The sequence below is a fragment of the Novosphingobium sp. HII-3 genome (assembly GCF_002916655.1).
GTDB lineage: Bacteria > Pseudomonadota > Alphaproteobacteria > Sphingomonadales > Sphingomonadaceae > Novosphingobium > Novosphingobium panipatense.
The window spans coordinates 102,576-122,893 of record NZ_PPSM01000081.1 but is presented as its reverse complement, the minus strand read 5'-3'; the positions used below and the strand labels follow the sequence as shown (position 1 = coordinate 122,893).

Here is a 20,318-nt window from a genome sequence, read left to right as displayed (position 1 = left end):
AAGCGGCATCATGAACAAGGCGGCGGTCCAGCGCGAGCGCGCCGACGGGCCGCTCCGATGAGAGGATACTGGGTTATGGCATCGATCTCCGAAGACTGGACGAAACGGCACGGGGTGCTCATGGAGGGGGCGGAACGATGACGTCGTCTTCGTTTGACAAGCTCCTCAGTCCGGGACGCATTGGCCCGATCGAGATCCCCAACCGCATCTTCGTGACCGCGATGGGCGTAAGTTTGTCCGAACCCGACGGTTACTGCAATGAACGGCTGATCGCCTATCACGAAGAGCAGGCAAAAGGCGGGGCCGGGCTCATCATCACCGGTGTCACGGGTGTCGCATGGCCGGTCGGCGCGGTCCTGCCGAACCAGACCGCCATCTCGGACGACAAGTTCGTGCCGGGCCTGACCGAACTCGTACAGCGGATCCACCGGCATGGCGCCAGGATCGCCGCGCAGTTGCACCACGGCGGGCTGGTCGCCGGCTATTCCTCGGATGACTTCGATGCTCAGCTCTGGGCGCCCAGTCTCCCCGATCCGTTCTCGGGCGACCTGCTGGACTACTTCCTGCCCGAGGAACTGGCCGGGTTCGCCAGCGGCAAGATGCCGTCGATCAAGGTCATGGAACAGGAGGACATCGACCTCGTCGTGCGCCAGTTCGGAGAGGCGGCGCGGCGGGCGCGTCAGGCCGGTTTCGACGCTCTCGAGATCCATGGCGCGCATGGCTATCTGCTGTCGTCCTTCGTTTCGCCCAAGACCAACAAGCGCACCGACCGTTACGGCGGCTCGCTTGAGAATCGCCTGCGCCTCCTGCTGGAAGTGATCGCAGCCGTTAAGGCCGAGGCTGGCCCCGAGATGGCGATCTGGTGCAAGCTGGACTCGCGCGAGATAGGCAAGCCTGGCGGCATCGCTATCCCGGACTTCGTTGCGGCAGCCAGGATGATCGAGGCTGCAGGCGTCGATGCCATCGCCGTTTCGGCCTACCATGATGCGGGTCAGGGCAAACTTCATTCGGCGTCGAATATCCCGCACGAGCCGGAGAGCAACCTGCCCGCTGTGGATGCGCTCCGCCGGGAAGTTGCGCTGCCGATCATCGCGTCCGGGCGGATCGAGCCCGACGCCGCCGACAAGCACATCGGGGCGGGGCGCTACGATTTCCTGGCGATGGGGCGCAAGCTGCTTGCGGATCCAGCGCTCCCGCGCAAGCTGGCGGACGCCAAGGTCGAGCAGGTACGGCCGTGCATCTATTGCTACACCTGCGTCACGGCAGCGTATGTCCGCCAGCCACTTCGTTGTGCCGTTAACTCCGATACCGGCTTCGAATGCGAGCGCACGGCCCCGACCGGCGGGCGGCATTATGCGGTTATCGGCGGCGGACCCGGCGGTATGGAGGCGGCCTGCAGATTGGCGGAAGCCGGCAACCGGGTCACCCTTCTGGAAAAGGGCAAGCGCCTGGGCGGGACGCTTCGTTTCGCCAGCCTTGCCTACCCACCCAACGAGAAGCTGCTGAAGTGGCTGATGGAGCGGACCAGGCGCCTTGGCATCGAGGTGCGCCTGGATACCGAAGCAACGCCTGAAATGCTGCGCGGTATGGGCGTGGAGCGCGTGATCGTGGCAACGGGTGCCCGCCGGGACATGCCCGATCTCCCCGGCAACGACTTGCCGCATGTCCTGAGCGGGGATGACCTGCGCACCCTGATCCTGGGCGAGAGCTCCGAAGAGGTGAAGCGCAAGACCGGCCTCATCACGCGTGCGGCCGCGAAGATCGGCGCTGCCACCGGCATGACCGCCAATCTCGACTTCGTGCGCAGGGCCACGCACGGCTGGATGCCGCTGGGGCAGGACATCGTGATCGTCGGGGGTGAACTGGTGGGCCTGGAGCTGGCGGAGTTCCTGCATGAGCGTGGACGTACCGTCACAGTCGTCGAACCGGGTTCTCATCTGGGGAAGGGGCTGCTGCTCGTTCGCCGCATGAGACTTGTTTCCGAACTGAAGGAACACGGTGTCGCGATGCACACCAGCGTGCAAAACATAGCCGTAGGGGCAAAGTCGGTCACCGGCGAGAAGGATGGCAAGATCCTCGAAATCGCGGCCGATCACGTCATCGTCGCCATGGGCGCCTCGGGTGACACCAGGCTTGCCGACCATCTCAGGGCGCAGGGCTTCAAGGTCGAAACGGTGGGCGACTGCAATGGCGTGGGATATATCGAAGGTGCCATTCGCGGAGCCGCCGACGCGGTAGCACGCCTGGCCGTCTGACAGCGCCAGCACGGCCATTCTGGATCGAGTAAGGGGCGGATCGGAACCGCCCCTTTTTTGCGCCATCAGCGGAGCCAGTCTGACTGGTCCCCAATGTCTCGCCACGCCGAAAGGCCAAAAAAATACCCGGCCGCAGCCGGGTATCGTAGAGCAGTGCAACTTGATGATGTAGCGCCTGAACGGCGCTACATCCCGATCATTCAGTACTTCACGCCGATGGTGATGCCATAGGTGCGCGGATCGACATAGTAGCCGCCGGCATAGCCGAGCTGGCCGAAGTCGATGCCGCGCACAAAGTCCTTCGCATTGGTGAGATTCTTGCCCCAGATGCGGATTTCGCCTTCCGCATTGCCGAGCGGAATGCGGTCGATGCCGATCTGAGCGTCGATCAGGTCGCGATCGTCACCCTTGATGGCGTCGTTGAAGGGAGCGGAAAGCGCCGTGGGAAAGCTGTACTTGCCGTCTTCGTGGGTATAGCCGACCCGGCCGACGAGACGCGCACTGCCTGCACCGATAGGGAACTGCGCATTGAGGGCGATGTTGCCTGTCCAGGGCGAGGTATACGAAGGAACAGCGATCGATGCGATGTCGACGGCCGGAGCGCCCGGGACAGTCGACTTGCCCCCGAGGAATTCCTTGTAGTCCACGTTCACGTAGCCGATGGCCCCGTCGATCGAGAAGTTGTCGGTAAGGATCGCCTGAAGCTCGGCTTCGAAGCCTGCGTAGTTGACCTTGCCCGCATTCGCGATGCGTGTGCTGAACGTGCCCTGGGGTGCGTCCGGCACCGGAACGTTGACGGCAAGATCCTTGTAGACATTGTAGTAGCCCGCAACATTGAAGCGCACGCGGCGGTGGAACAGTTCGGTCTTCAGGCCGACTTCATAGGATGTCACGTTCTCCTGGCCGAAGGAGGGGATGGTATTCGTGCCTGATGCGACCGGATCGGATGCGTTGAAGCCGCCTGAACGGTAACCCGTGGCCACGCGGGCGTAAGAGGGATGCCATCCGCCAGATCGTAGCCGAGCATGAGGTTCCAGGTGAACTTGCTGTAGCTTGCCTTGCCGACCTGCGGGACCGCGAAGGGAACAGCGCCGTTCTGGGTGCGGAACAGGCGCTTGTTATCCCAGGTGTAGCGGCCGCCAGCCGTCACACGCAGGCCGCTTCCCCGGCCACCCGGATAATACGTCGCCTGACCATAGAGCGCCGAACTTTCTGCTTCAGCCGTATAGCTCAGCGTGGTCAGCGTCTGAACGAGACGATAGCGTGCGGGATTTGCGGCCGCTACGGCAGATCCATAGCGGCTGAGAATGGAATTGGTATCTAGCACGAAGCCGCTGTTCTGAGGGTTGTACTCGCTGCCCTTTTCCCAGAAATAGAAGCCGCCGACGACCCAGTCGAGGTGATCGGAGTTGCCGGAGACCTCGATTTCCTGGCTGAGCTGACGGTGACGGCGCGTATTGCTGGTTTCGAAAAGGTTTTGCTGAACCGTCGGAACGGCGGCAGAAGAAATGAACGGGATCGAGGCCGCCGGCACGATGCCCTGCAGAACCGAGGCCGGCAATCCGTTGAGCAGGCTGGTGGGCGTGAATGCCGGACCGCTGAACGCGCCGAGCCCGTCGAGATCAGAGACGGAGTCGCTGTGCCAGATGCGATATCCCGAGGTCATCTTGACCTTGAAGATGTCGAAGTCGTTTTCGACCTGCAGGTTATGGCCCCAGATCTCGTCAACGGCGTAGCTGCTGATATCGTTGCAGATCTTGCTGCGGTACGCGCGGCGCGGCTCCGCCAGAGCCGCGCAATCAGCGTTGGCGAAGGTGGCGGACTGAAGGTACTGCTTGACCGGCGCGGGCTGTGTCACGACAAGCTGCTGGCCATCGACTACGATGTTGCGGGGCGTTCCGTCGGACACGTTGGTCAGCTGGAAGGCCATGGGGCTGCCGCTCACCTTCGACCAGTCGAAGATGTACTGGATGCTGCCGGTGCCACCCAGCTCGATCTTGGCCGCACCGCGGAAGGAGTCCGACTTGCGCGAGCCTGGATCACGGGAATCGCGCGGCTCGAGGATGTTGTCGACGACGCCGTCGCGCTGGCGGTGGCTGTAAGAGAAGCTGGTGGCGATACCCGCGATCGCGCCCAGATCTACGGTGATCCTGCCATTCCAGGCATCAAAGTTGCCGTATCCGCCTTCCGCTTTCAGGCGAAACTCGTTCGAGGGCGCGCGTGAGATGAAGTGGATCGCGCCACCGGTCGTGTTGCGGCCGAACAAGGTGCCCTGGGGTCCGCGCAGAACCTCGACACGTTCGATATCCGCAACATCGAGCCCTGCCGCTCCGGAGCGGGAGATGTAAACCCCATCGACGTAGAGGCCACTCGCGGTATCGACGCCGAACGTCTCCGACCCGCCGTTAGAGATGCCGCGCATGGAGATGACTGCGGCCGAGTTGCTGGTCGTTCCCGACACGATCGTCACGTTCGGAGCGAGGCCGCTGAGATCGCGAGCGTCCTGCACGCCCAGCTTCTCGATCTTGGCGGAATCGATAGCGCTGATGGCGATCGGAACATCCTGAAGGTTCTGCGATCGCTTTTGAGCGGTGACGACGATGGTATCAAGCGCCGGAGCGGCATCGGCGCCGGTATCTTGGGCTGCCGCGGGCTGCGAAACTGCGATGAGACTTACGCCGATAGCAAGCGCAGATGCGCGATGGACGTGGAACGCCTTCTTCAAGATACCCTCCCAAGCAGCTCTTAAGCCTTGTTTCGACGACACTGCGCCAACGCGTAGCATATGTCAATGCATGCTACGCAGAAATGGCTTTCATGTGGATTGAGGTGAGGAATGCGATATGTTTTTAATAGTCTTTTGCGCATTGTGTGGGTCCTGCCCCGGGGTTCGTCTGACAGATGGCTGGCCAGCAAGGAGCGGCACTCCTCCTGTGGCCGTTTCTGCTCGGTCATCCCTGCTGGAGAATGAAGGGCAGGCACTCGCGCATGGGCACAGGGTCGTTTTCACTGCGCCAACGAAGAACCTAAGCTGCTCGCTTGCTGCCAAAAGCACGTGCGCGTCCGCCTGAAATCACCTTGCGGGCCGCGCGATTTTCCGGTTGGTAGCAGAAGCGTTTTGCACTCTCGCCGGGTCTTGCAGGGCTTCGGTTGATGGCCTCTTACATCCTGCGGGAACGACTATGCCGGCAGGCGGTTTGGGTATTTTCTCGCAAGGGTTATTGATGAGGCTATGATCAGATCGTTGCTGGCGATGGCGGTGCTGGGTCTTGCTGCACCGGCCGCAGCTCATCCGATGCTGGCCGACTTCGATTATGGCTGGCCGGTGCAGCGCCATTCGCTGACGAGCCAGGGCGAATCCATGGAGATGGCCTATCTCGATGTCCGGCCGCCGCGCGCCAATGGCCGCACCGTCGTATTGCTGCATGGCAAGAACTTCTGCGCCGGCAGTTGGGAAGGTTCGATCCGCCGCCTTGTCGCCGCCGGCTACAGGGTGATCGCCCCCGATCAGATCGGCTTCTGCAAATCGAGCAAGCCGGGGCGCTATCAGTACGGGCTGCACACCCTTGCTGCCAACACGTCGGCCTTGTTGGCGTCGCTGGGCGTGGAAAAGCCGGTGGTCGTCGGCCACAGCATGGGCGGCATGCTGGCGATGCGCTACGCCTTGCAGTACCCGGAGGCTGTGTCCCAGCTGGTGCTGGTCAACCCGATCGGCCTTGAGGACTGGCGCGCCAAGGGAGTTCCAAACGCCACGGTAGATGCCCTGTACGAGGGTGAGCGCAAGACCACTCGTGCCAGCATCAAGGCTTACCAGCAGGCGACGTACTATGCGGGTGAGTGGCGAGCTGAGTACGACCGCTGGGTCGACATGCTGGCCTCGATGTATCTTGGGCCGGATGGGGACGTGGTCGCCTGGCATCAGGCCCTGACCGCCGACATGGTGTTCAACCAGCCGGTCGTGCATGAACTGGAGCGCGTGGCAGTGCCGACGGTGCTCATGATCGGCGAAAAGGACAACACCGCGATCGGCAAGAACCGGGCCGACAAAGCGTTGGCGTTGCAATTAGGGAATTATCCCGTGCTGGCGCGCGATGCGGCGCGTCGAATTCCGGATGCGCGGCTCATCGTCTATCCGCAATATGGCCATTCGCCGCAGATCCAGGCGCCCGACGCATTCCACAAGGACCTTCTGGACGCGCTGCGGTAAGGACGGGAATTTTTGAGCTGGCGGTAGTTCGATCGGGCAAAAGGAGCCCCGGGTATTGCCCCGGGGCTGCTTTTTCCGATCCGCCGCTCAGGCGGGCGCGGGCAGGCCGATGATCGACTTCACTTCAAGATACTCGTGGAAGCCGTGCTCGCCCCATTCACGTCCGTTGCCCGAACGTTTGTAGCCGCCGAACGGAGCGTGGAAGTCGAAGCCGCCATTCACCCAGATCGCGCCGGTGCGCAGCCGCCGCGAAATGGCGCGGCAGGCTTCGAGATCCTCGCCGGAGACGTAGCCGCCGAGGCCGAAGTTGGAGTCGTTGGCGATCCGTACGGCGTCGTCAACATCGGTGTAGGGGATGATCACGAGGACTGGGCCGAAGATCTCTTCCCGGGAAATGACCATGTCGTTCGTTCCCACGAAGACGGTTGGCTTGACGTACCAGCCCTTGTCCAGCCCGTCGGGTCGGCCGAGGCCACCCGCGATGAGTTCGGCGCCTTCTGCAAGGCCTTGCTCGATGTACTGCTGGATGATGTTGTACTGGCTCTTGGAGACGACCGGGCCCATGGCCACTTCGCCCTGCGGGTTGCCGACGGTCACACCGCCGGCGGCTTCTGCGGCAGCCTTGCGCACTTCGTCGAGGCGAGCGGCCGGGACCAGCAGGCGCGAGCCGGCCGAGCAGGTCTGGCCCGAGTTGCCCATCATGCCAGCCGTCGCGCTCGCCACGTTGGCGGCTAGAGAGGCATCGTCGAGAACGATCCAGGCGGATTTGCCGCCCAGCTCAAGGCCGACGCGCTTGACGGTGTCGGCGGCATCCTTCTGGATCTGGACGCCCACCTGTTCCGAGCCGGTGAAGGAAATCATGTCGACATCCTCGTGCTTCGACAGCGCCGCGCCGATGACGGAGCCCTGGCCCTGCACCATGTTGAAGACGCCGGCCGGTACGCCCGCGTCGTGCAGGATCTCGGCAAGGATCTGTGCGGAATAAGGCGCGAGTTGCGGTGGCTTGAGGATCATCGTGCAGCCCGCTGCCAGCGCCGGAAAGATCTTAACGCAGGTCTGGTTCATCGGCCAGTTCCACGGCGTGATGAGGCCGCAGACGCCGATCGGTTCCTTGCGGATCACCGTGACGCCGCGCTGTTCCTCGAACTTGAAGTCGCGCAGCACTTCGATGGCGGTTCCGAGATGGCCCTTGCCCAGGAGGGTGTGAAAGCCGCAGGCGAGCCCGCGCGGTGCGCCCATCTCCTCCATGATCGCCTCCCCCAGTTCCGTTTCCCGCCTGAGGTATTCGGCCTGAATGGCTTCGAGCAGGTCGAGGCGTTCCTGTACGCTGCTTTCGCCATAGGTGGCGAAGGCGCGGCGAGCGGCAGCAACGGCGGCGTCGACGTCTGCTGGGGAACCGAGGGAGATGGTGCCCGACACTTCTTCGGTGGCGGGATTGATGACGTCGGCAGTGTTTGGAGTGACCGGGTCGACCCAGCGACCGTCGATGTAGAACTGCGTGTAGTTGCGCATGATGGCTCTCCCTTGTGTGTCCCCGTCGCGCAGCGATAGGGAGGGGGCCATGCGAACAGAGTGGAGGGAAGGCGGTGGCAGGAAGGCTGCCGTGGCGCCCGCCCCTCCGATACCGTGCAGATGGTCCCCTCCCCGGCAGGGCCGGGGAGGAATGGTCTGCTTACTGGGTGCCTTCGGCGTACCAGGTGCGGAATTCGGAATAGTTGGGCATTTCCTCCGAGTTCGCGGCCGGGTCAATCGGCACATGAATGACGGTGCAGCCGCCGCGTGCGTAGGCGCGTTCGATGGCCGGACCGATGTCCGCCGCCTTCTCGACGTATTCGCCGGCGGCGCCGAAACCTTCGGCGATTTTGTCGAAACGGACCTTGTCCGACCAGTGCACGCCGGTTTCCTTGGTGCCGTGGCCGAAGGTGCGCTTGTACACACCTACTTCGAGGCCCCACTGGAAGTCCACGCCCACCACGATGACCAGCGGCAGGTTTTTGCGCACCGCCACTTCCAGTTCACCCACGTGGAACAGGAACGAGGAGTCCGACGTCAGCAGCATGCCCGGGCGCTGCTTGCCGGTGGCGGCCTGGTCGGCGAGCATGGCGCCGGTGGCGTAGGGCAGGCCCGTGCCGATGTGGCCGTAGTTCTGGTTCCAGATGACGTCGTGCGGCTTGGCTTGCGAGTAGGTCCACTGGAAAATCACCGTGGCGCCGCCGTCACGGATGAGGATGCCGTCCTTCGGGAAAGCCTTGGTGGCTTCTGTCACGAACTGGCTGGTGTGCATCTTGCTGGTCGAACCGTCCGGCTTCGACGCTGCCTCCTCGAGCAGTTCGTCAAGCTGCTGCGCTTCGCGCTGGATGTATTCGGACAGCGAGGGCGAAGCGTTGCGGCCGCCAAGAGCCTTCAGGGCACGCGACAGCTGCGGCACGACGGCGCGCACGTCGCCCACCAGCGGCACGTCGATGGGACGGTTGACGCCGATCGCGGTCGGATCCTGCTGGACGTAGATCCACTTGCGGGTGGCTTCGTTGTCCACCCAGTGACGCCAGCGGCCGTAGTGGCTCGGTTCGCCCAGTTCGGTCGCCAGTGCCACGCAGCAGTCGCTTTCGACGACGGCGTCGATCGACGCTTCCGAGAAGCCGTAGGGGAAGGTGCGCTCTTCAAGGCCCTTGATGAAAGAGGTGCCGCCGGAGGTCTGGATGACCGGGCACTGCATGAGTTCGGCCAGTTCGCGCACCGCATCGCCTGCCTTGGCGGTGTGGACACCGTGGCCGACGAGCAGGATCGGGTTCTTGGCGTTCTTGATGGCCTCCGCAGCCTCCGCGATGCGATCACCGTCAGCGCCCTGCATGGTGAGGCGATAGCGGTGCGGCGGCAGGACCGGCGGCAGGTCCAGCTCTTCGAGGATCACGTGCGCGGGGTATTCGATGTAGGCAGGGCCGGGCGTGCCGGACATGGCGACGCGAATGGCTTCGCGCACGATCTCATCGGTCTGGTCGGCATATTCGATCGAGCTGGAGAACTTCACCGAATCCTCGATCATCGGCTCCTGCCGGACGAACTGGATGCGACCGCGGCGCACGCGGCGCTCGGTCACGCGGGCGCGTTGGCCGCCCATGAAGATCACCGGGTCGTTTTCGACCTTGGCGCACTGGATCGCGGGCATCATGTTGGCAAGGCCCGGCCCAAGCGTGCCGATGCACAGAGCCGGTTTGCCGGTGATGCGGGCCGCCGCCGCCGCCATGTGGCCGGCCGATGCCTCATGGTGGGGCGAGACGACGGTCCAGCCACGGGTTTCCGCTTCGAGGAAGAGGTGCACGAAGTTGGGATCCGGAATGCCGAAGAGCGTGCGGATACCCTCAGCCTCGAACAGGTCGAGGATGCGCTTGTAAACCGGAATGCCCTTCTTCGCGTTGGCCGGAGCTTCCGCCTGGGGCTGGTCGTCGTACATTTCAGTGCCTTTCTTCTCGATCCGCTGGTGCGCTCTTGGGTCGCTTTGAACAGCTGGTTAGCTCAAGCGTCTGGATGCTGTCAGGTGAAATCAACAGCAGTGTTCAGTCCGACTCGTGCGCTATCGCCGGGGCGACGCTCACGAGGATCTGTTCATTGTCCTGGCCCAGCATCGGTGCCGGGCCGCGTACCCGGCCCGGAGTCTTCGAGAACCACGTGGGCACACCGGGGAAGCGCACCGGGCCTTGCGGAGTATCGACCTCCTCGAAGAAGCCGATGGCGTTCAGGTGCTCGTTTTCGAACAGGTCGTCGGTGGCGTGCAGCCGCGAGCAGGGGATGTGGAGGCTCTGCAGTGTGTCGAGCCATTCCTGCGTGGTGCGGGTAAGGAACGTCTCGCCCAGCAAGCCGTAGACGCGCCCGATCTGCTTTGCTCGCTGGGCGAGGGTGGCGAACTCCTCGCTCGCCCAGGGAGGGTTCACGGCGCCGACGAAGGCATTCCAGTGCTTGTCGTTGTATACGAGCGCGGCGACATACCCGTCCTTCGTCCGGTAGGGACGACGATTGGGCTCGACCGCGCGGTGATAGTGGGCCGGTGTGGTGGGCGGCGAGAACATGGCGCCGTTGGCGTGCTCCACCAGCATGAACGAGGACATGGCCTCGAACATCGTGACTTCGACTTCCTGGCCTTCGCCTGTGCGCTCACGGTGGAACAGTGCCATCATGGTCGCATAGAGCGCGTGGAGTCCGGCCACCTTGTCCGCCATGATCGTGGCGACGAAGCCGGGCTCCCCGTTCATCAGCCCCTGCACATGGGGGATGCCGCACTGGGCCTGGATGGTGTCGTCGTAAGCCGGCTTATCGCTCTCCGGTCCGCGGCGCGAATAGCCGTAGCAGTTGGTGTAGATGATGTCGGGCCGGAGCGCGCGCACCGCCTCGTAGTCGAAGCCGAGCTTGCGGATGGCACTCCCGCGCATCGAATGGATGAAGACGTCCGCCGTCGCGATCAGGCGGCGCAGCGCCTCGCGGTCCGTCTCGCGGCGAAGGTCGAGCATGACGCCGCGCTTGCCCCGGTTCACGTTGACATAGATCCCGCCCATGCCGGGCACAGGGCCGGTGGTGATCCAGCGGGTGTTGTCCCCCTCCGGCGGCTCCACCTTTATGACCTCGGCGCCCATGTCAGCCATGATCTGCGTGGCGTAGGGGCCGAACACCACGCTCGTCAGGTCCACGACCCTGATGCCCTTCAGGGGCCCGCCGTCCGGTACTGCTTCGCTCATGCCAGTCTCCCGCAGGAGACGTACACGTGTGCGCATTTACGTTCAATGTGCAAATATCGGAACAACTGCGTTGTGCCAGGCGGGCGGCGCTGTTAGTCGTGTTCTTCAGAGGAAACGCGGGAAAAGGCGGAAAAATAGGTGGATTTCTCTCTTACGCAGGATCAGCTGGATATCCGCGAAGCGGTTCTGAAGCACTGTTCGCAGTTCTCCGACGAGTACTGGCTGGAAAAGGATCGCAGCGGCGAATTCCCGTTCGAGTTCCACACGTCGATGGCGGAGGCGGGCTGGCTTGGTGTTGCGATGCCGGAGTCGGTCGGCGGGGCAGGCCTGGGCATCACAGAGGCGGCGGTGATGATGCAGGCGGTCGCCGAAAGCGGGGGCGGCATGACGGCGGCTTCGGCGATACACGGGCCGGTGTTCGGGCTGGAGCCGGTAATCCTTTTCGGTACGCCGGAACAGCAGCAGCGCATGATACCGCCGATCCTGTCTGGCGAGGAGAAGATGTGCTTCGCCGTGACCGAGCCGAACACGGGCCTCGACACCACCAGCCTCAAGACCCGGGCCGAGCGTGTGCCGGGCGGCTACAGGGTGAACGGCGAGAAGATCTGGATCACCAACGCGCACGTGGCCGACCGCATGCTCCTGATCGCGCGTACGACCCGACTTGAAGACGTGAAGAAGAAGACGGACGGCCTGACGCTGTTCTACTGCAAGCTCGATCGAGAGGCGGTGGAGCATCGCCTCATACCCAAGATGGGGCGCCACGCGGTCGGCTCGAACATGCTGTTCATCTCAGACCTGTTCATTCCGGAGGAAGACCGCATCGGTGAGGAAGGGCAGGGCTTCAAGATCCTCCTCCAAGGCCTGAACCCGGAGCGCGTGCTCCTGGGTGCCGAGGCGACGGGCCTTGGCCGCGTCGCGATCCAGAAGGCCGCTCGCTACGCGCGGGAGCGCGTGGTGTTCGGGCGCCCGATCGGGCAGAACCAGGGTATCCAGCACCCGCTGGCCAAGGCCTGGATGCAGGTGGAGGCCGCGTCGCTCATGGTGTTCAAGGCGGCCACGCTGTTCGACAAGGGGCTGGAGTGCGGCACCGAGGCGAACACCGCCAAGTACCTTGCCGCCGAAGCGGGCTTCGAAGCCTGCCAGACGGCAGTCATGTCGATGGGCGGGATGGGCTACGCGCAGGAATACCATGTCGAGCGCTACTTGCGCGAAGTCATGATCCCGCGCATCGCCCCGGTCAGCCCGCACCAGATCATGAACTACATCGCCGAGAGGGTATTGGAGTTGCCAAGGAGCTATTGAGCGTTGTCTTGACGCTCCGCTGCTGCAAGGCCCGGCCCCAGCGACAAACGACCGGATTGAGGATACCCGTCCATGCCTGTGACCCACGAACCCGTTGCCGCCCGCTCATGGCTCTTCGCGCCGGGTGACAGCGAGAAGAAGATGACCAAGGCGATGGAAGGCGATGCCGACATCGTGCTCATCGACCTGGAGGACGCGGTGGCGCCGGACGCCAAGGCGGCGGCTCGCCCCATGGTGCATGACTTCATCAAGGCCAATCCGGCCCAGCGCAACCGGCTGTGGGTGCGGATCAATCCCTTCGACGGTCCGCACACCTTGCTTGATCTTGCCGCGATCATGCCGGCACATCCCGGCGGCATCATGCTGCCCAAGGTCTACAGCCGTGCAGAGGTGGAGAAGCTGGACCACTGCCTTTCCGCGCTGGAAGTCGCGAACGGCATCGAGGAAGGCTCCACGCCGGTCATCGTCCTCATCACCGAAACGGCCGAGGCCATGTTCCACACCGGGAGCTACAAGGGCGCGCCGCGTGTGGTGGCCCTGACCTGGGGCGCGGAGGATCTGGCGGATTCCATTGGCGCGTCGTCCAACAGGAACGAGGATGGCTCCTACAGCTTCACGTACGAACTGGCGCGCAGCCTCACCGTTCTCGGTGCGGCGACGGCCGGCGTGACCGCGATCGAGACGATCAGCGCCGATTTCAAGAACCTCGACGCGCTGCGGGCCCGGGCGGAGAAGGTCCGCCGTGATGGCTTCCGGGGCATGATGGCCATTCACCCGGCGCAGGTGCCGGTCATCAACGAAGCTTTCACGCCGACCGAACAGGAGATTGCCGAGGCTCAGGAGATCGTCGATATCTTCGCGGCCAATCCGGGTGTAGGCGCAATCGGCTGGAAGGGCGGAATGCTCGATCGTCCGTACCTTGCCCGTGCGGAGCGCTTGCTGCGGCAGGCCGGGCGGCTATGAACGCCGGCGGGCTGCCGACGGCAGGGCCGTGGCAATGATCCGCACGACGCTGGAGAACCTTGATCTCTCGCAGTACCTGCGATCAGGCGACCACGTCGTCTTCGGCCAGGCTTGCGGAGAGCCGACCGCGCTGGTGGAGGCGCTTGTCGCGCAGGGAGCCGGGATCGGAGGGCTTCACGCCTTTATCGCCACCAGCTTCTCCGGTCTCTTCACGCCCGGAACAGCCTCTGCCTTCCGCCTGTCCTCCATGGGCGCGATCGGAGCCCTGCGGGCCATGACCAAGGCCAACGCGCTTGACGTGATCCCGGTGCATGTCAGCCAGGTCGCGCCGTTGATCACGGCCGGTGTCCTTCCCTGTGACGTCGCGATGATCCAGGTGAGCCCCGCCGACAGCGCCGGCAATTACTCCTGCGGGCTCATCTCGGACTATGTGCGCGCCGCAGTGGACAAGGCGCGCGTCGTCATCGCCGAAGTCAATGACCAGGTTCCTTGCGTTGCAGGCGAGATGATTCCCGCCAGCGCCATCGACGTCGCTGTGGAGGTATCGCGCCCTCCCGTCGAGGTGGCCCCCGCGACGATCGGCCCCGCCGACGAGGCGATTGCCCGGCTTTGCGCCGGGTTCATCGAAGACGGATCGGTGATCCAGACCGGGGTTGGCGCGGTGCCGGACGCCATCCTGCGCCTGCTGCACGACCGCCGTGACCTGGGCGTGCACTCGGGGATGTTAGGCGACGGTCTGGTGGACCTGGCGGAGGCCGGCGTGCTCACCAACGCGCGCAAGGAGATTGACCGCGGCATCTCCATCAACGGCGCGCTGATCGGGACACGGCGCTTGTACGATTGGGCGAACGGCAACCCCGCCATCCGCATGACGCCGACGAGCTACACGCACGATGCGGGCGTGCTCGGGCAATTGTCGCGCCTCGTCACCATCAACTCGGCGCTCGAGGTGGACCTCACCGGGCAGGTCAACGCCGAGCAGTCCGGCTCGGCGTACCTGGGCGGAACGGGCGGGCAGGTGGACTTCGTCCGCGCGGGCGCACGTTCACCGGGCGGCGCCTCGCTCATGGTGCTGTCCGCGACCGCGAAGGGCGGAACGATCAGCAAGATCGTGCCGTCGCTTTCCGGCCCGGTCACCAGCGCGCGCAGCGAGGTCGATGTCGTGGTTACGGAGTTCGGAGCCGCACAGCTCAAGGGGCAGGCCCTCGCCGAGCGCGCCCGGCGCCTCGTCGCCATCGCGCATCCGGACTTTCGAGAGGAGCTGGACCGGACCGCTTTCGAAATCGCCAGGAGAGGGTTCTGACATGCAAGACGCGGTCCTGTTCGACGCGCGTGAGGATGGCATCGCCGTCATCACCATCAACCGCCCCGACCAGCGCAACGCTCTCACCCGCGAAGTGCGGGAGGGTCTGCGCGAGGCGTGGGCGCGCTTCGAAGGCGACGATGGCTTGCGGATCGCGATCCTTACCGGAAGTGGCGAAAGGGCGTTCTGTGCGGGCGGCGATCTGAAGGAGATGGTCGAAACCGGCATGGCCGTTCCTCCGCGCGATATGTACGCGCTCCCGTACGACACCATGGAACTGTCGAAGCCGACCATTGCGGCGGTGAACGGCGTGGCCTTCGCGGGCGGCTGGATGATCGCGCAGGCTTGTGATCTGTGCGTCGCATCGACCACAGCCAAGTTCGCGATCACCGAGGTCAAGGTGGGGCGCGGCAGTCCCTGGGCGGCGCCGCTCATTCACATGATCCCGCAGCGCATCTTCATGGAAATCGTGCTGACCGGAAAGCCGATCAACGCCGAGCGCGCTTACGAGATCGGGTTGGTGAACCGGCTTGCCGAACCGGGTGCGGTCCTCGACGAGGCGATTACGCTGGCGCAGGACGTTCTGGAAGGCGCGCCGCTTTCGGTGAAGGCTGCACGCGAGACGGTGATGCTCTCGACTGAGATGGGCCGCAGCGCTGCCCTTGCCGCAGCCCGTGCGGCGCATGAACACGCCTACAACTCGCACGACGCGCAGGAGGGGCCGCGCGCCTTTGCGGAGAAGCGCAGGCCCGTGTGGCAGGGCCGCTGAACCAGAGGTTCAGGAAAGCCCGTCGATCGCGGCCCAGCGGCTGATGTTGTAGCCGCGCGCCTTGCGGCGGGTCATGCCGCCAAGCGCGATAGGCTTCGCCCTCGCCCGGGCGGCCAGCAAGCGCAGTCGCACCGGCCCCAGCGTCGGTGCGCCGGGGTGCGAGGCGGTCGGGAACGCAGGTGAGATCAAGACGGCGTCCACGCCGGCGCGGTGGGCCTCTCCGAGTTCTCGGAGCGAGTGAACCGTTGCCAGCCGCAGCAGGTTCGGCGCCGAGCCGAGCCGGGCCGGCGACGCGTAGGCGCCATCGGCTTTCCAGCGCCGGGCCTGAGATGTGTCACCGGCGAGGATCACGGCATGGCCATGACGCCGGGCGGTTCGACATAGGCGAAGGTAGCGCGCGCGGCGTCGGTCTGCCGGAAGGTGATAGTGGCGGAAGATGAAGCCCGACCCGCGCGGCAGACGGCTCAGGGCCCGCTCCAGCACCGCATCGTTGCGGGCATCGCTGATGAGCCAAACGTGAGGAAGGGATGACTGGCGGTTCTTCACCGGGACGCTATAGCAGCGCGCCATGGATCAGCTAGAAGACATCCGTTCCCGCATTGCGAAGTCCGCCGCGATCGCCGGGCGCGACCCGGCGGGAATCGAACTCGTCGCCGTTTCGAAGACTCACGACGCCGACGCCATCGTGCCGCTCCTGGAGGCCGGGCACCGCGTCTTCGGGGAGAATCGCGTTCAGGAAGCCGCGGCCAAGTGGCCGGCCCTGCGCAAGGCATTCCCGGATGTGAAGCTGCACCTTGTAGGGCAATTGCAGTCCAACAAGGCCGAAGAGGCGGTCGAACTGTTCGACTGCATCCATGGGCTCGATCGGCCCTCGCTGGTCACGGCGCTGGCCAAGGCGATGGAGAAGGCCGGGCGCAAGGTGCCGTGCTTCATCCAGGTGAATATCGGGGACGAGGAACAGAAGGGCGGCTGCGCCATTGCGGAAGTGCCGGCGCTCCTCGCCTCAGCGCGGGAGGCGGGCATTCCCGTCATCGGCCTGATGTGCGTCCCCCCCGCCGGAATCGAAGCAGCCCCGTTCTTCGCCTTGCTTGCCGAAATCGCGGCGGACAACGGGCTGGATCAGCTCAGCATGGGCATGAGCGACGACTTCGAAACGGCGGTGCTGCTCGGGGCCACGCACGTGCGCGTGGGCAGCGCACTGTTCGGCGCGCGCAAAAAAGCCGCCTGAACTCTCCCGCACGGGGCGCAGGTTTCACGTGCAACAGGCGGCGCGTGCAGGGATGCTCCCCCGCACGCGCCGGCTCTCACCTCGGGGTGTCGAGTTCGTTGCCGGTAAGCGTCACGATGTGCAGCAGGTTGGTCGAGCCTGGTACGCCGAACGGGACGCCCGCCAGCGTGATCAGGCGAGACCCGGCCGCGCCGAAGCCATGGCGCAGGGCCATGCGCTTGCCCTTGCCGATCATTTCCTCGAAGCTGCCGATGTCCTTGGTGATGACGGTGTGCGCGCCCCACAGAAGCGCGAGGCGGCGGGCCGTCTTGCGCGAGGGAGTGAGCACCAGCATCGGGGCGGCGGGACGTTCCCGCGCCACCCGGCGGGCCGAGATACCCGAACCCGTGAAGACGATGATGCCTTCAATCGTCAGCGTGTCCGAAATCTGGGCGCAAGCCTCGGACAGGGCGTCCGCGCTGGTCGCGTCGGGCGGTGTGTTCGTGATGTGGATACGCTCGCGGTAGGTCGTGTCGGCTTCGACCTTCATGGCGATGCGGTCCATGATGGTCACCGCCTCGACGGGCCACTGCCCCGCCGCCGTCTCGGCCGAGAGCATGACGGCGTCGGCACCGTCGTAGACGGCGTTGGCGACGTCGGACACTTCGGCGCGCGTGGGCGAGGGGCTCGTGATCATCGATTCCAGCATCTGCGTGGCGACGACCACCGGCTTGCCGAGACGGCGTGTCTTTTCGATGATGTGCTTCTGGATCGGGGGCACTTCTTCGGGCAGCAGTTCGACGCCAAGGTCACCGCGCGCCACCATTATGCCGTCCGATAGCTCGATGATCTCGTCGAGGCTTTCGACGGCCGCCGGCTTTTCGATCTTCGCCATGATGGCACTCTGCCCGCCCGAAAGGCGGCGTGCTTCGGCCACGTCCTCCGGGCGCTGCACGAAGGAGAGGCCGATCCAGTCGGCGTTCTGCTCCACCGCGAAGGCGAGGTCCCGCCGGTCCTTCTCAGTAAGCGCCGGGACGGGGACGATCGCGTCCGGAATGTTCACGCCCTTGCGGTCGGAAATGGGGCCGCCCACTTCCGCGCTGCACAGGATGGCGTCCTCGCTGGCGCGGATGACGACCAGACGCAGCTTGCCGTCGTCGATCAGCAGGCGCTGGCCCTTCTGCAGGATACCGAAGAGTTCCGGGTGCGGCAGGCAGACGCGCTCGTCGTTGCCGGGCGCCGGGTCGCGGTCGAGGGTGAAGTGCGAGCCGTGGCGGATGAACGCCTTGCCGCCTTCAAACTGGCCGACGCGCAGCTTGGGGCCCTGAAGATCGCACAGGATCGCGATCGGCCGCTCCAGATCCTTTTCCACCGCGCGAATATTGGCGATCGTTTCGCGGTGCGTTTCGTGGTCGCCGTGGCTCATGTTGACGCGAAAGGCATCCGCGCCGGCCTTGAGCAGTTTGGCTATGGTCTCGCGGTCCCGGCTGGCGGGGCCAAGGGTTGCGAGTATCTTTACCTTGCGCTGGCGCTTGATGCCGCGATGATGGGGGGACCGACGATAGGGCATCGCGCCCGAGGGAATGCTGCTGACCAAGTTTGCTGCCTCTTCCGGAAACCGCGCCTCATATGGCAAAGGCCTTATTACAAACCAAGGACGATTGGCGGATTATGAACGGGCAAAATGACATTGATGCAATTGACGATGCCGTGGCCGCGGCGGCTTTCCGCCGGCTGGTGCGCCATCTGCAGCACCGCCACGATGCACAGAACATCGATCTGATGGGCCTGGCGGGCTTCTGCCGCAACTGCCTGGCGGACTGGATCCGCGATGCGGGCTATGCCGGCGACAAGGCACAGGCACGCGCGGTCATCCACGGTATGCCGTTCGACGAGTGGAAGGACAGGTATCAGAGCGAGGCGACGCCCGAGCAGATTGCGCGCATGGAGGAGAGCCTTGCGAAAAACGGCGGCGCGCACTGATCGGCTCCCGGCCCGCGCGGCGGCCTGCCGTCAGGAAGAAGCCTTCATGAGCATGATCCCTCCCAGGATCAGGGCCGCCGCCAGCAGCCGTGTCGCATTGGCGGATTCGCCCAGGAACGCGATGCCCACAACGAACGCACCAAGCGCGCCGATCCCGGTCCAGACCGCATAAGCGGTTCCCAACGGCAGCGAGCGCATCGCGGCGGCAAGAAGGCCAAAGCTCGCAAGCATCGCGATCAGCGTGATGAGGCTGGGCCAAAGGCGGGTGAAACCCTGCGATTGCTTCATGGAGAAGGCCCAGACCACTTCCAGAGCGCCTGCAATCGACAGTAGAATCCAAGGCACGACGACAATCTCCTTTCTCGCGAGGGGGATCGCCGGGCCGTCCCGGTCTTGACACTGCCCGTCCGGGCAGACGCACGAACGTGGTCGGCGCCGGGGCGGAATAGGGGCGGCGGAATGGGAAGGCAACCTCGGCGCGTCCTCCACATGATTTCCACAGGGCAGCGCTTTGCCCGAATCCGCACGCGTGGCTATCAGCCGCCACCAACCGATTCACCAGCCTTCACCGGAGCATTCAACCCATGGCCGAAACCACCGACGATCGCCTGCGCCTGCTGATCGAACGCGTCGAGCGTCTCGAGGAAGAGAAGAAGGGCATCTCGGACGACATCCGCGACGTCTACAATGAGGCGAAGGCGGTCGGCTACGACGTGAAGATCATGCGTGCTATCGTGCGTCTGCGCAAGATGAAGCCGGACGATCGCCGCGAAATGGACATGCTGCTCGATACCTACAAGACGGCTCTGGGCATCGACTGAGGCAGCCGCTACCCCCATCCGGTGCCGGATGGGGACAGTGGCCTCAGTTCCCCGCGAGGGCCAGCGCCATGCTGGCCGCGTTTGCCGCGCCGTGCTGGAGCATGGCGGCGACAAGGCCCACGCGCTGGCGGGTAAAGCCCAGCAGCAGCGCGGCCCAGAGCTGGGGCAGGACCATCGGCAACGACAGGAGCGATGCCGACGGATAGTTCATGAGGTGGACGGCGGCGAAAGCGAGCGCCACTACCCAGAACACGATAGGGTAGGCCGCGCGATAGACCTTCGGCGCATCCTTGCGCTTGCGCAGGCGGAACCAGCCCACGCCCGCCGCTGCCGCCATCACCCCGATTGCGGCAATCAGCACGATTGGGTCGAGCCCAGGCGCCAATGCGGCTATGGCGACAAGAGCCGCGAAGCAGCCGAGCAACCACAGCGCGCGGGGGCGGCCCGTCTGCCATCCGCGAAAGATGGATTCCTCCAGTACCGGCGCGGCAAGGATCGTCAGCGGCAGGAGCCAGTGTGACGGCACTTTGCCGAAGGCGTCGGGCAGGGGCAAGTCCTGCGTCTTCTGCCACAGGGTCAGCAGCGGCAGTATCAGCAGCAGCATCCCCGCGAGGTGAAGCGCGGTCACTGAGGCCAGTATCCTCCACCCGCTGCCCGAGCGCAGTCCGATCGGGGTGAGCACCTGCGGCCGCGCCAGGAAGCGGGCCAGCTGTGGCAGAACCGCCGGTGCGGTCCGGGGTGAAGGGTCGCTTTGTGTCGTCGTCATGGGGCCTTGTAC

General features: G+C 64.7%; 18 protein-coding genes. 9 read left to right on the top strand and 9 right to left on the bottom strand.

Translation table 11 applies throughout. The features are described 5' to 3' along the window. The first annotated feature begins 137 nt into the window (after positions 1-137). Positions 138-2,255: an NAD(P)/FAD-dependent oxidoreductase gene (locus C2R25_RS19470; RefSeq protein ID WP_103730765.1), complete on the top strand. Its 2,118-nt coding sequence runs from the start codon at positions 138-140 to the stop codon at positions 2,253-2,255. A 200-nt stretch (positions 2,256-2,455) separates the two neighbouring features. On the opposite strand, the gene C2R25_RS21110 is transcribed toward C2R25_RS19470, so the two are convergent. Both C2R25_RS21110 and C2R25_RS19465 read right to left on the bottom strand, forming a co-directional pair. Further along, positions 2,456-3,238: a TonB-dependent receptor domain-containing protein gene (locus tag C2R25_RS21110; RefSeq protein ID WP_233204157.1), complete on the bottom strand. Its 783-nt coding sequence runs from the start codon at positions 3,236-3,238 to the stop codon at positions 2,456-2,458. Further along, positions 3,145-4,980, bottom strand: a complete 1,836-nt coding sequence (locus tag C2R25_RS19465) for a TonB-dependent receptor (RefSeq protein ID WP_233204155.1) — start codon at positions 4,978-4,980, stop codon at positions 3,145-3,147. The genes C2R25_RS21110 and C2R25_RS19465 overlap by 94 nt, the downstream gene beginning before the upstream one ends. A 507-nt stretch (positions 4,981-5,487) precedes the next feature. Between C2R25_RS19465 and C2R25_RS19460 the strand changes: the two genes are divergently transcribed. Continuing rightward, a complete protein-coding gene (locus C2R25_RS19460; protein WP_103730764.1) occupies positions 5,488-6,462 on the top strand; it encodes an alpha/beta fold hydrolase in 975 nt (324 codons plus the stop codon). Positions 6,463-6,549: 87 nt separating this feature from the next. Here the strand turns inward: C2R25_RS19460 and C2R25_RS19455 are convergent, their stop codons facing one another. From C2R25_RS19455 to C2R25_RS19445, 3 genes are all read right to left on the bottom strand, one after another. Beyond that, positions 6,550-7,974 (bottom strand): aldehyde dehydrogenase family protein, encoded by a 1,425-nt coding sequence (locus C2R25_RS19455; protein WP_103730763.1) that lies wholly within the window; start codon positions 7,972-7,974, stop codon positions 6,550-6,552. 160 nt (positions 7,975-8,134) lie between these two features. Continuing rightward, complete coding sequence (locus C2R25_RS19450; protein WP_103730762.1) at positions 8,135-9,913, bottom strand: thiamine pyrophosphate-binding protein; 1,779 nt, start codon at positions 9,911-9,913, stop codon at positions 8,135-8,137. Positions 9,914-10,016: 103 nt separating this feature from the next. After that, entirely contained in the window at positions 10,017-11,189 is a 1,173-nt protein-coding gene (locus C2R25_RS19445) for a CaiB/BaiF CoA-transferase family protein (RefSeq protein ID WP_103730761.1), read from the bottom strand. 138 nt (positions 11,190-11,327) lie between these two features. Between C2R25_RS19445 and C2R25_RS19440 the strand changes: the two genes are divergently transcribed. The 4 genes from C2R25_RS19440 (at position 11,328) to C2R25_RS19425 (ending at position 15,529) form a co-directional block, all read left to right on the top strand. Continuing rightward, positions 11,328-12,494 (top strand): acyl-CoA dehydrogenase family protein, encoded by a 1,167-nt coding sequence (locus C2R25_RS19440; protein ID WP_103730760.1) that lies wholly within the window; start codon positions 11,328-11,330, stop codon positions 12,492-12,494. A gap of 72 nt (positions 12,495-12,566) precedes the next feature. Next, positions 12,567-13,457: a CoA ester lyase gene (locus C2R25_RS19435; protein WP_103730759.1), complete on the top strand. Its 891-nt coding sequence runs from the start codon at positions 12,567-12,569 to the stop codon at positions 13,455-13,457. A gap of 34 nt (positions 13,458-13,491) precedes the next feature. Beyond that, positions 13,492-14,760 (top strand): acetyl-CoA hydrolase/transferase family protein, encoded by a 1,269-nt coding sequence (locus C2R25_RS19430; RefSeq protein WP_103730758.1) that lies wholly within the window; start codon positions 13,492-13,494, stop codon positions 14,758-14,760. A 1-nt stretch (position 14,761) separates the two neighbouring features. Continuing rightward, complete coding sequence (locus tag C2R25_RS19425) at positions 14,762-15,529, top strand: enoyl-CoA hydratase/isomerase family protein (RefSeq protein ID WP_103730757.1); 768 nt, start codon at positions 14,762-14,764, stop codon at positions 15,527-15,529. Between the two features lie 9 nt (positions 15,530-15,538). Here C2R25_RS19425 and C2R25_RS19420 read toward each other — a convergent pair whose 3' ends face one another. Next, positions 15,539-16,099: a thiamine phosphate synthase gene (locus C2R25_RS19420; protein ID WP_103730756.1), complete on the bottom strand. Its 561-nt coding sequence runs from the start codon at positions 16,097-16,099 to the stop codon at positions 15,539-15,541. On the opposite strand from C2R25_RS19420, the gene C2R25_RS19415 reads away from it, so the two are divergent. Then, positions 16,098-16,757, top strand: coding sequence for a YggS family pyridoxal phosphate-dependent enzyme (locus C2R25_RS19415; protein WP_103730755.1), 660 nt, complete (start codon positions 16,098-16,100; stop codon positions 16,755-16,757). The two genes, C2R25_RS19420 and C2R25_RS19415, sit on opposite strands and share 2 nt — an antisense overlap. A gap of 76 nt (positions 16,758-16,833) precedes the next feature. On the opposite strand, the gene pyk is transcribed toward C2R25_RS19415, so the two are convergent. Further along, positions 16,834-18,306 carry a pyruvate kinase gene (gene pyk / locus C2R25_RS19410; RefSeq protein ID WP_103730787.1) on the bottom strand — a complete coding sequence of 491 codons (1,473 nt, stop codon included), beginning with the start codon at positions 18,304-18,306 and terminating at the stop codon, positions 16,834-16,836. A gap of 101 nt (positions 18,307-18,407) precedes the next feature. On the opposite strand from pyk, the gene C2R25_RS19405 reads away from it, so the two are divergent. Further along, positions 18,408-18,719, top strand: coding sequence for a DUF1244 domain-containing protein (locus tag C2R25_RS19405; RefSeq protein WP_103730754.1), 312 nt, complete (start codon positions 18,408-18,410; stop codon positions 18,717-18,719). Between the two features lie 30 nt (positions 18,720-18,749). Here C2R25_RS19405 and sugE read toward each other — a convergent pair whose 3' ends face one another. Then, complete coding sequence (gene sugE, locus C2R25_RS19400) at positions 18,750-19,064, bottom strand: quaternary ammonium compound efflux SMR transporter SugE (protein WP_103730753.1); 315 nt, start codon at positions 19,062-19,064, stop codon at positions 18,750-18,752. A 239-nt stretch (positions 19,065-19,303) separates the two neighbouring features. Between sugE and C2R25_RS19395 the strand changes: the two genes are divergently transcribed. Beyond that, on the top strand, positions 19,304-19,540 hold the full coding sequence (locus tag C2R25_RS19395) for a DUF2312 domain-containing protein (RefSeq protein ID WP_103730752.1): 237 nt from the start codon (positions 19,304-19,306) through the stop codon (positions 19,538-19,540). 43 nt (positions 19,541-19,583) lie between these two features. On the opposite strand, the gene C2R25_RS19390 is transcribed toward C2R25_RS19395, so the two are convergent. Continuing rightward, positions 19,584-20,306 carry a type II CAAX prenyl endopeptidase Rce1 family protein gene (locus C2R25_RS19390; RefSeq protein WP_103730751.1) on the bottom strand — a complete coding sequence of 241 codons (723 nt, stop codon included), beginning with the start codon at positions 20,304-20,306 and terminating at the stop codon, positions 19,584-19,586. Between the last annotated feature and the right edge of the window lie 12 nt (positions 20,307-20,318).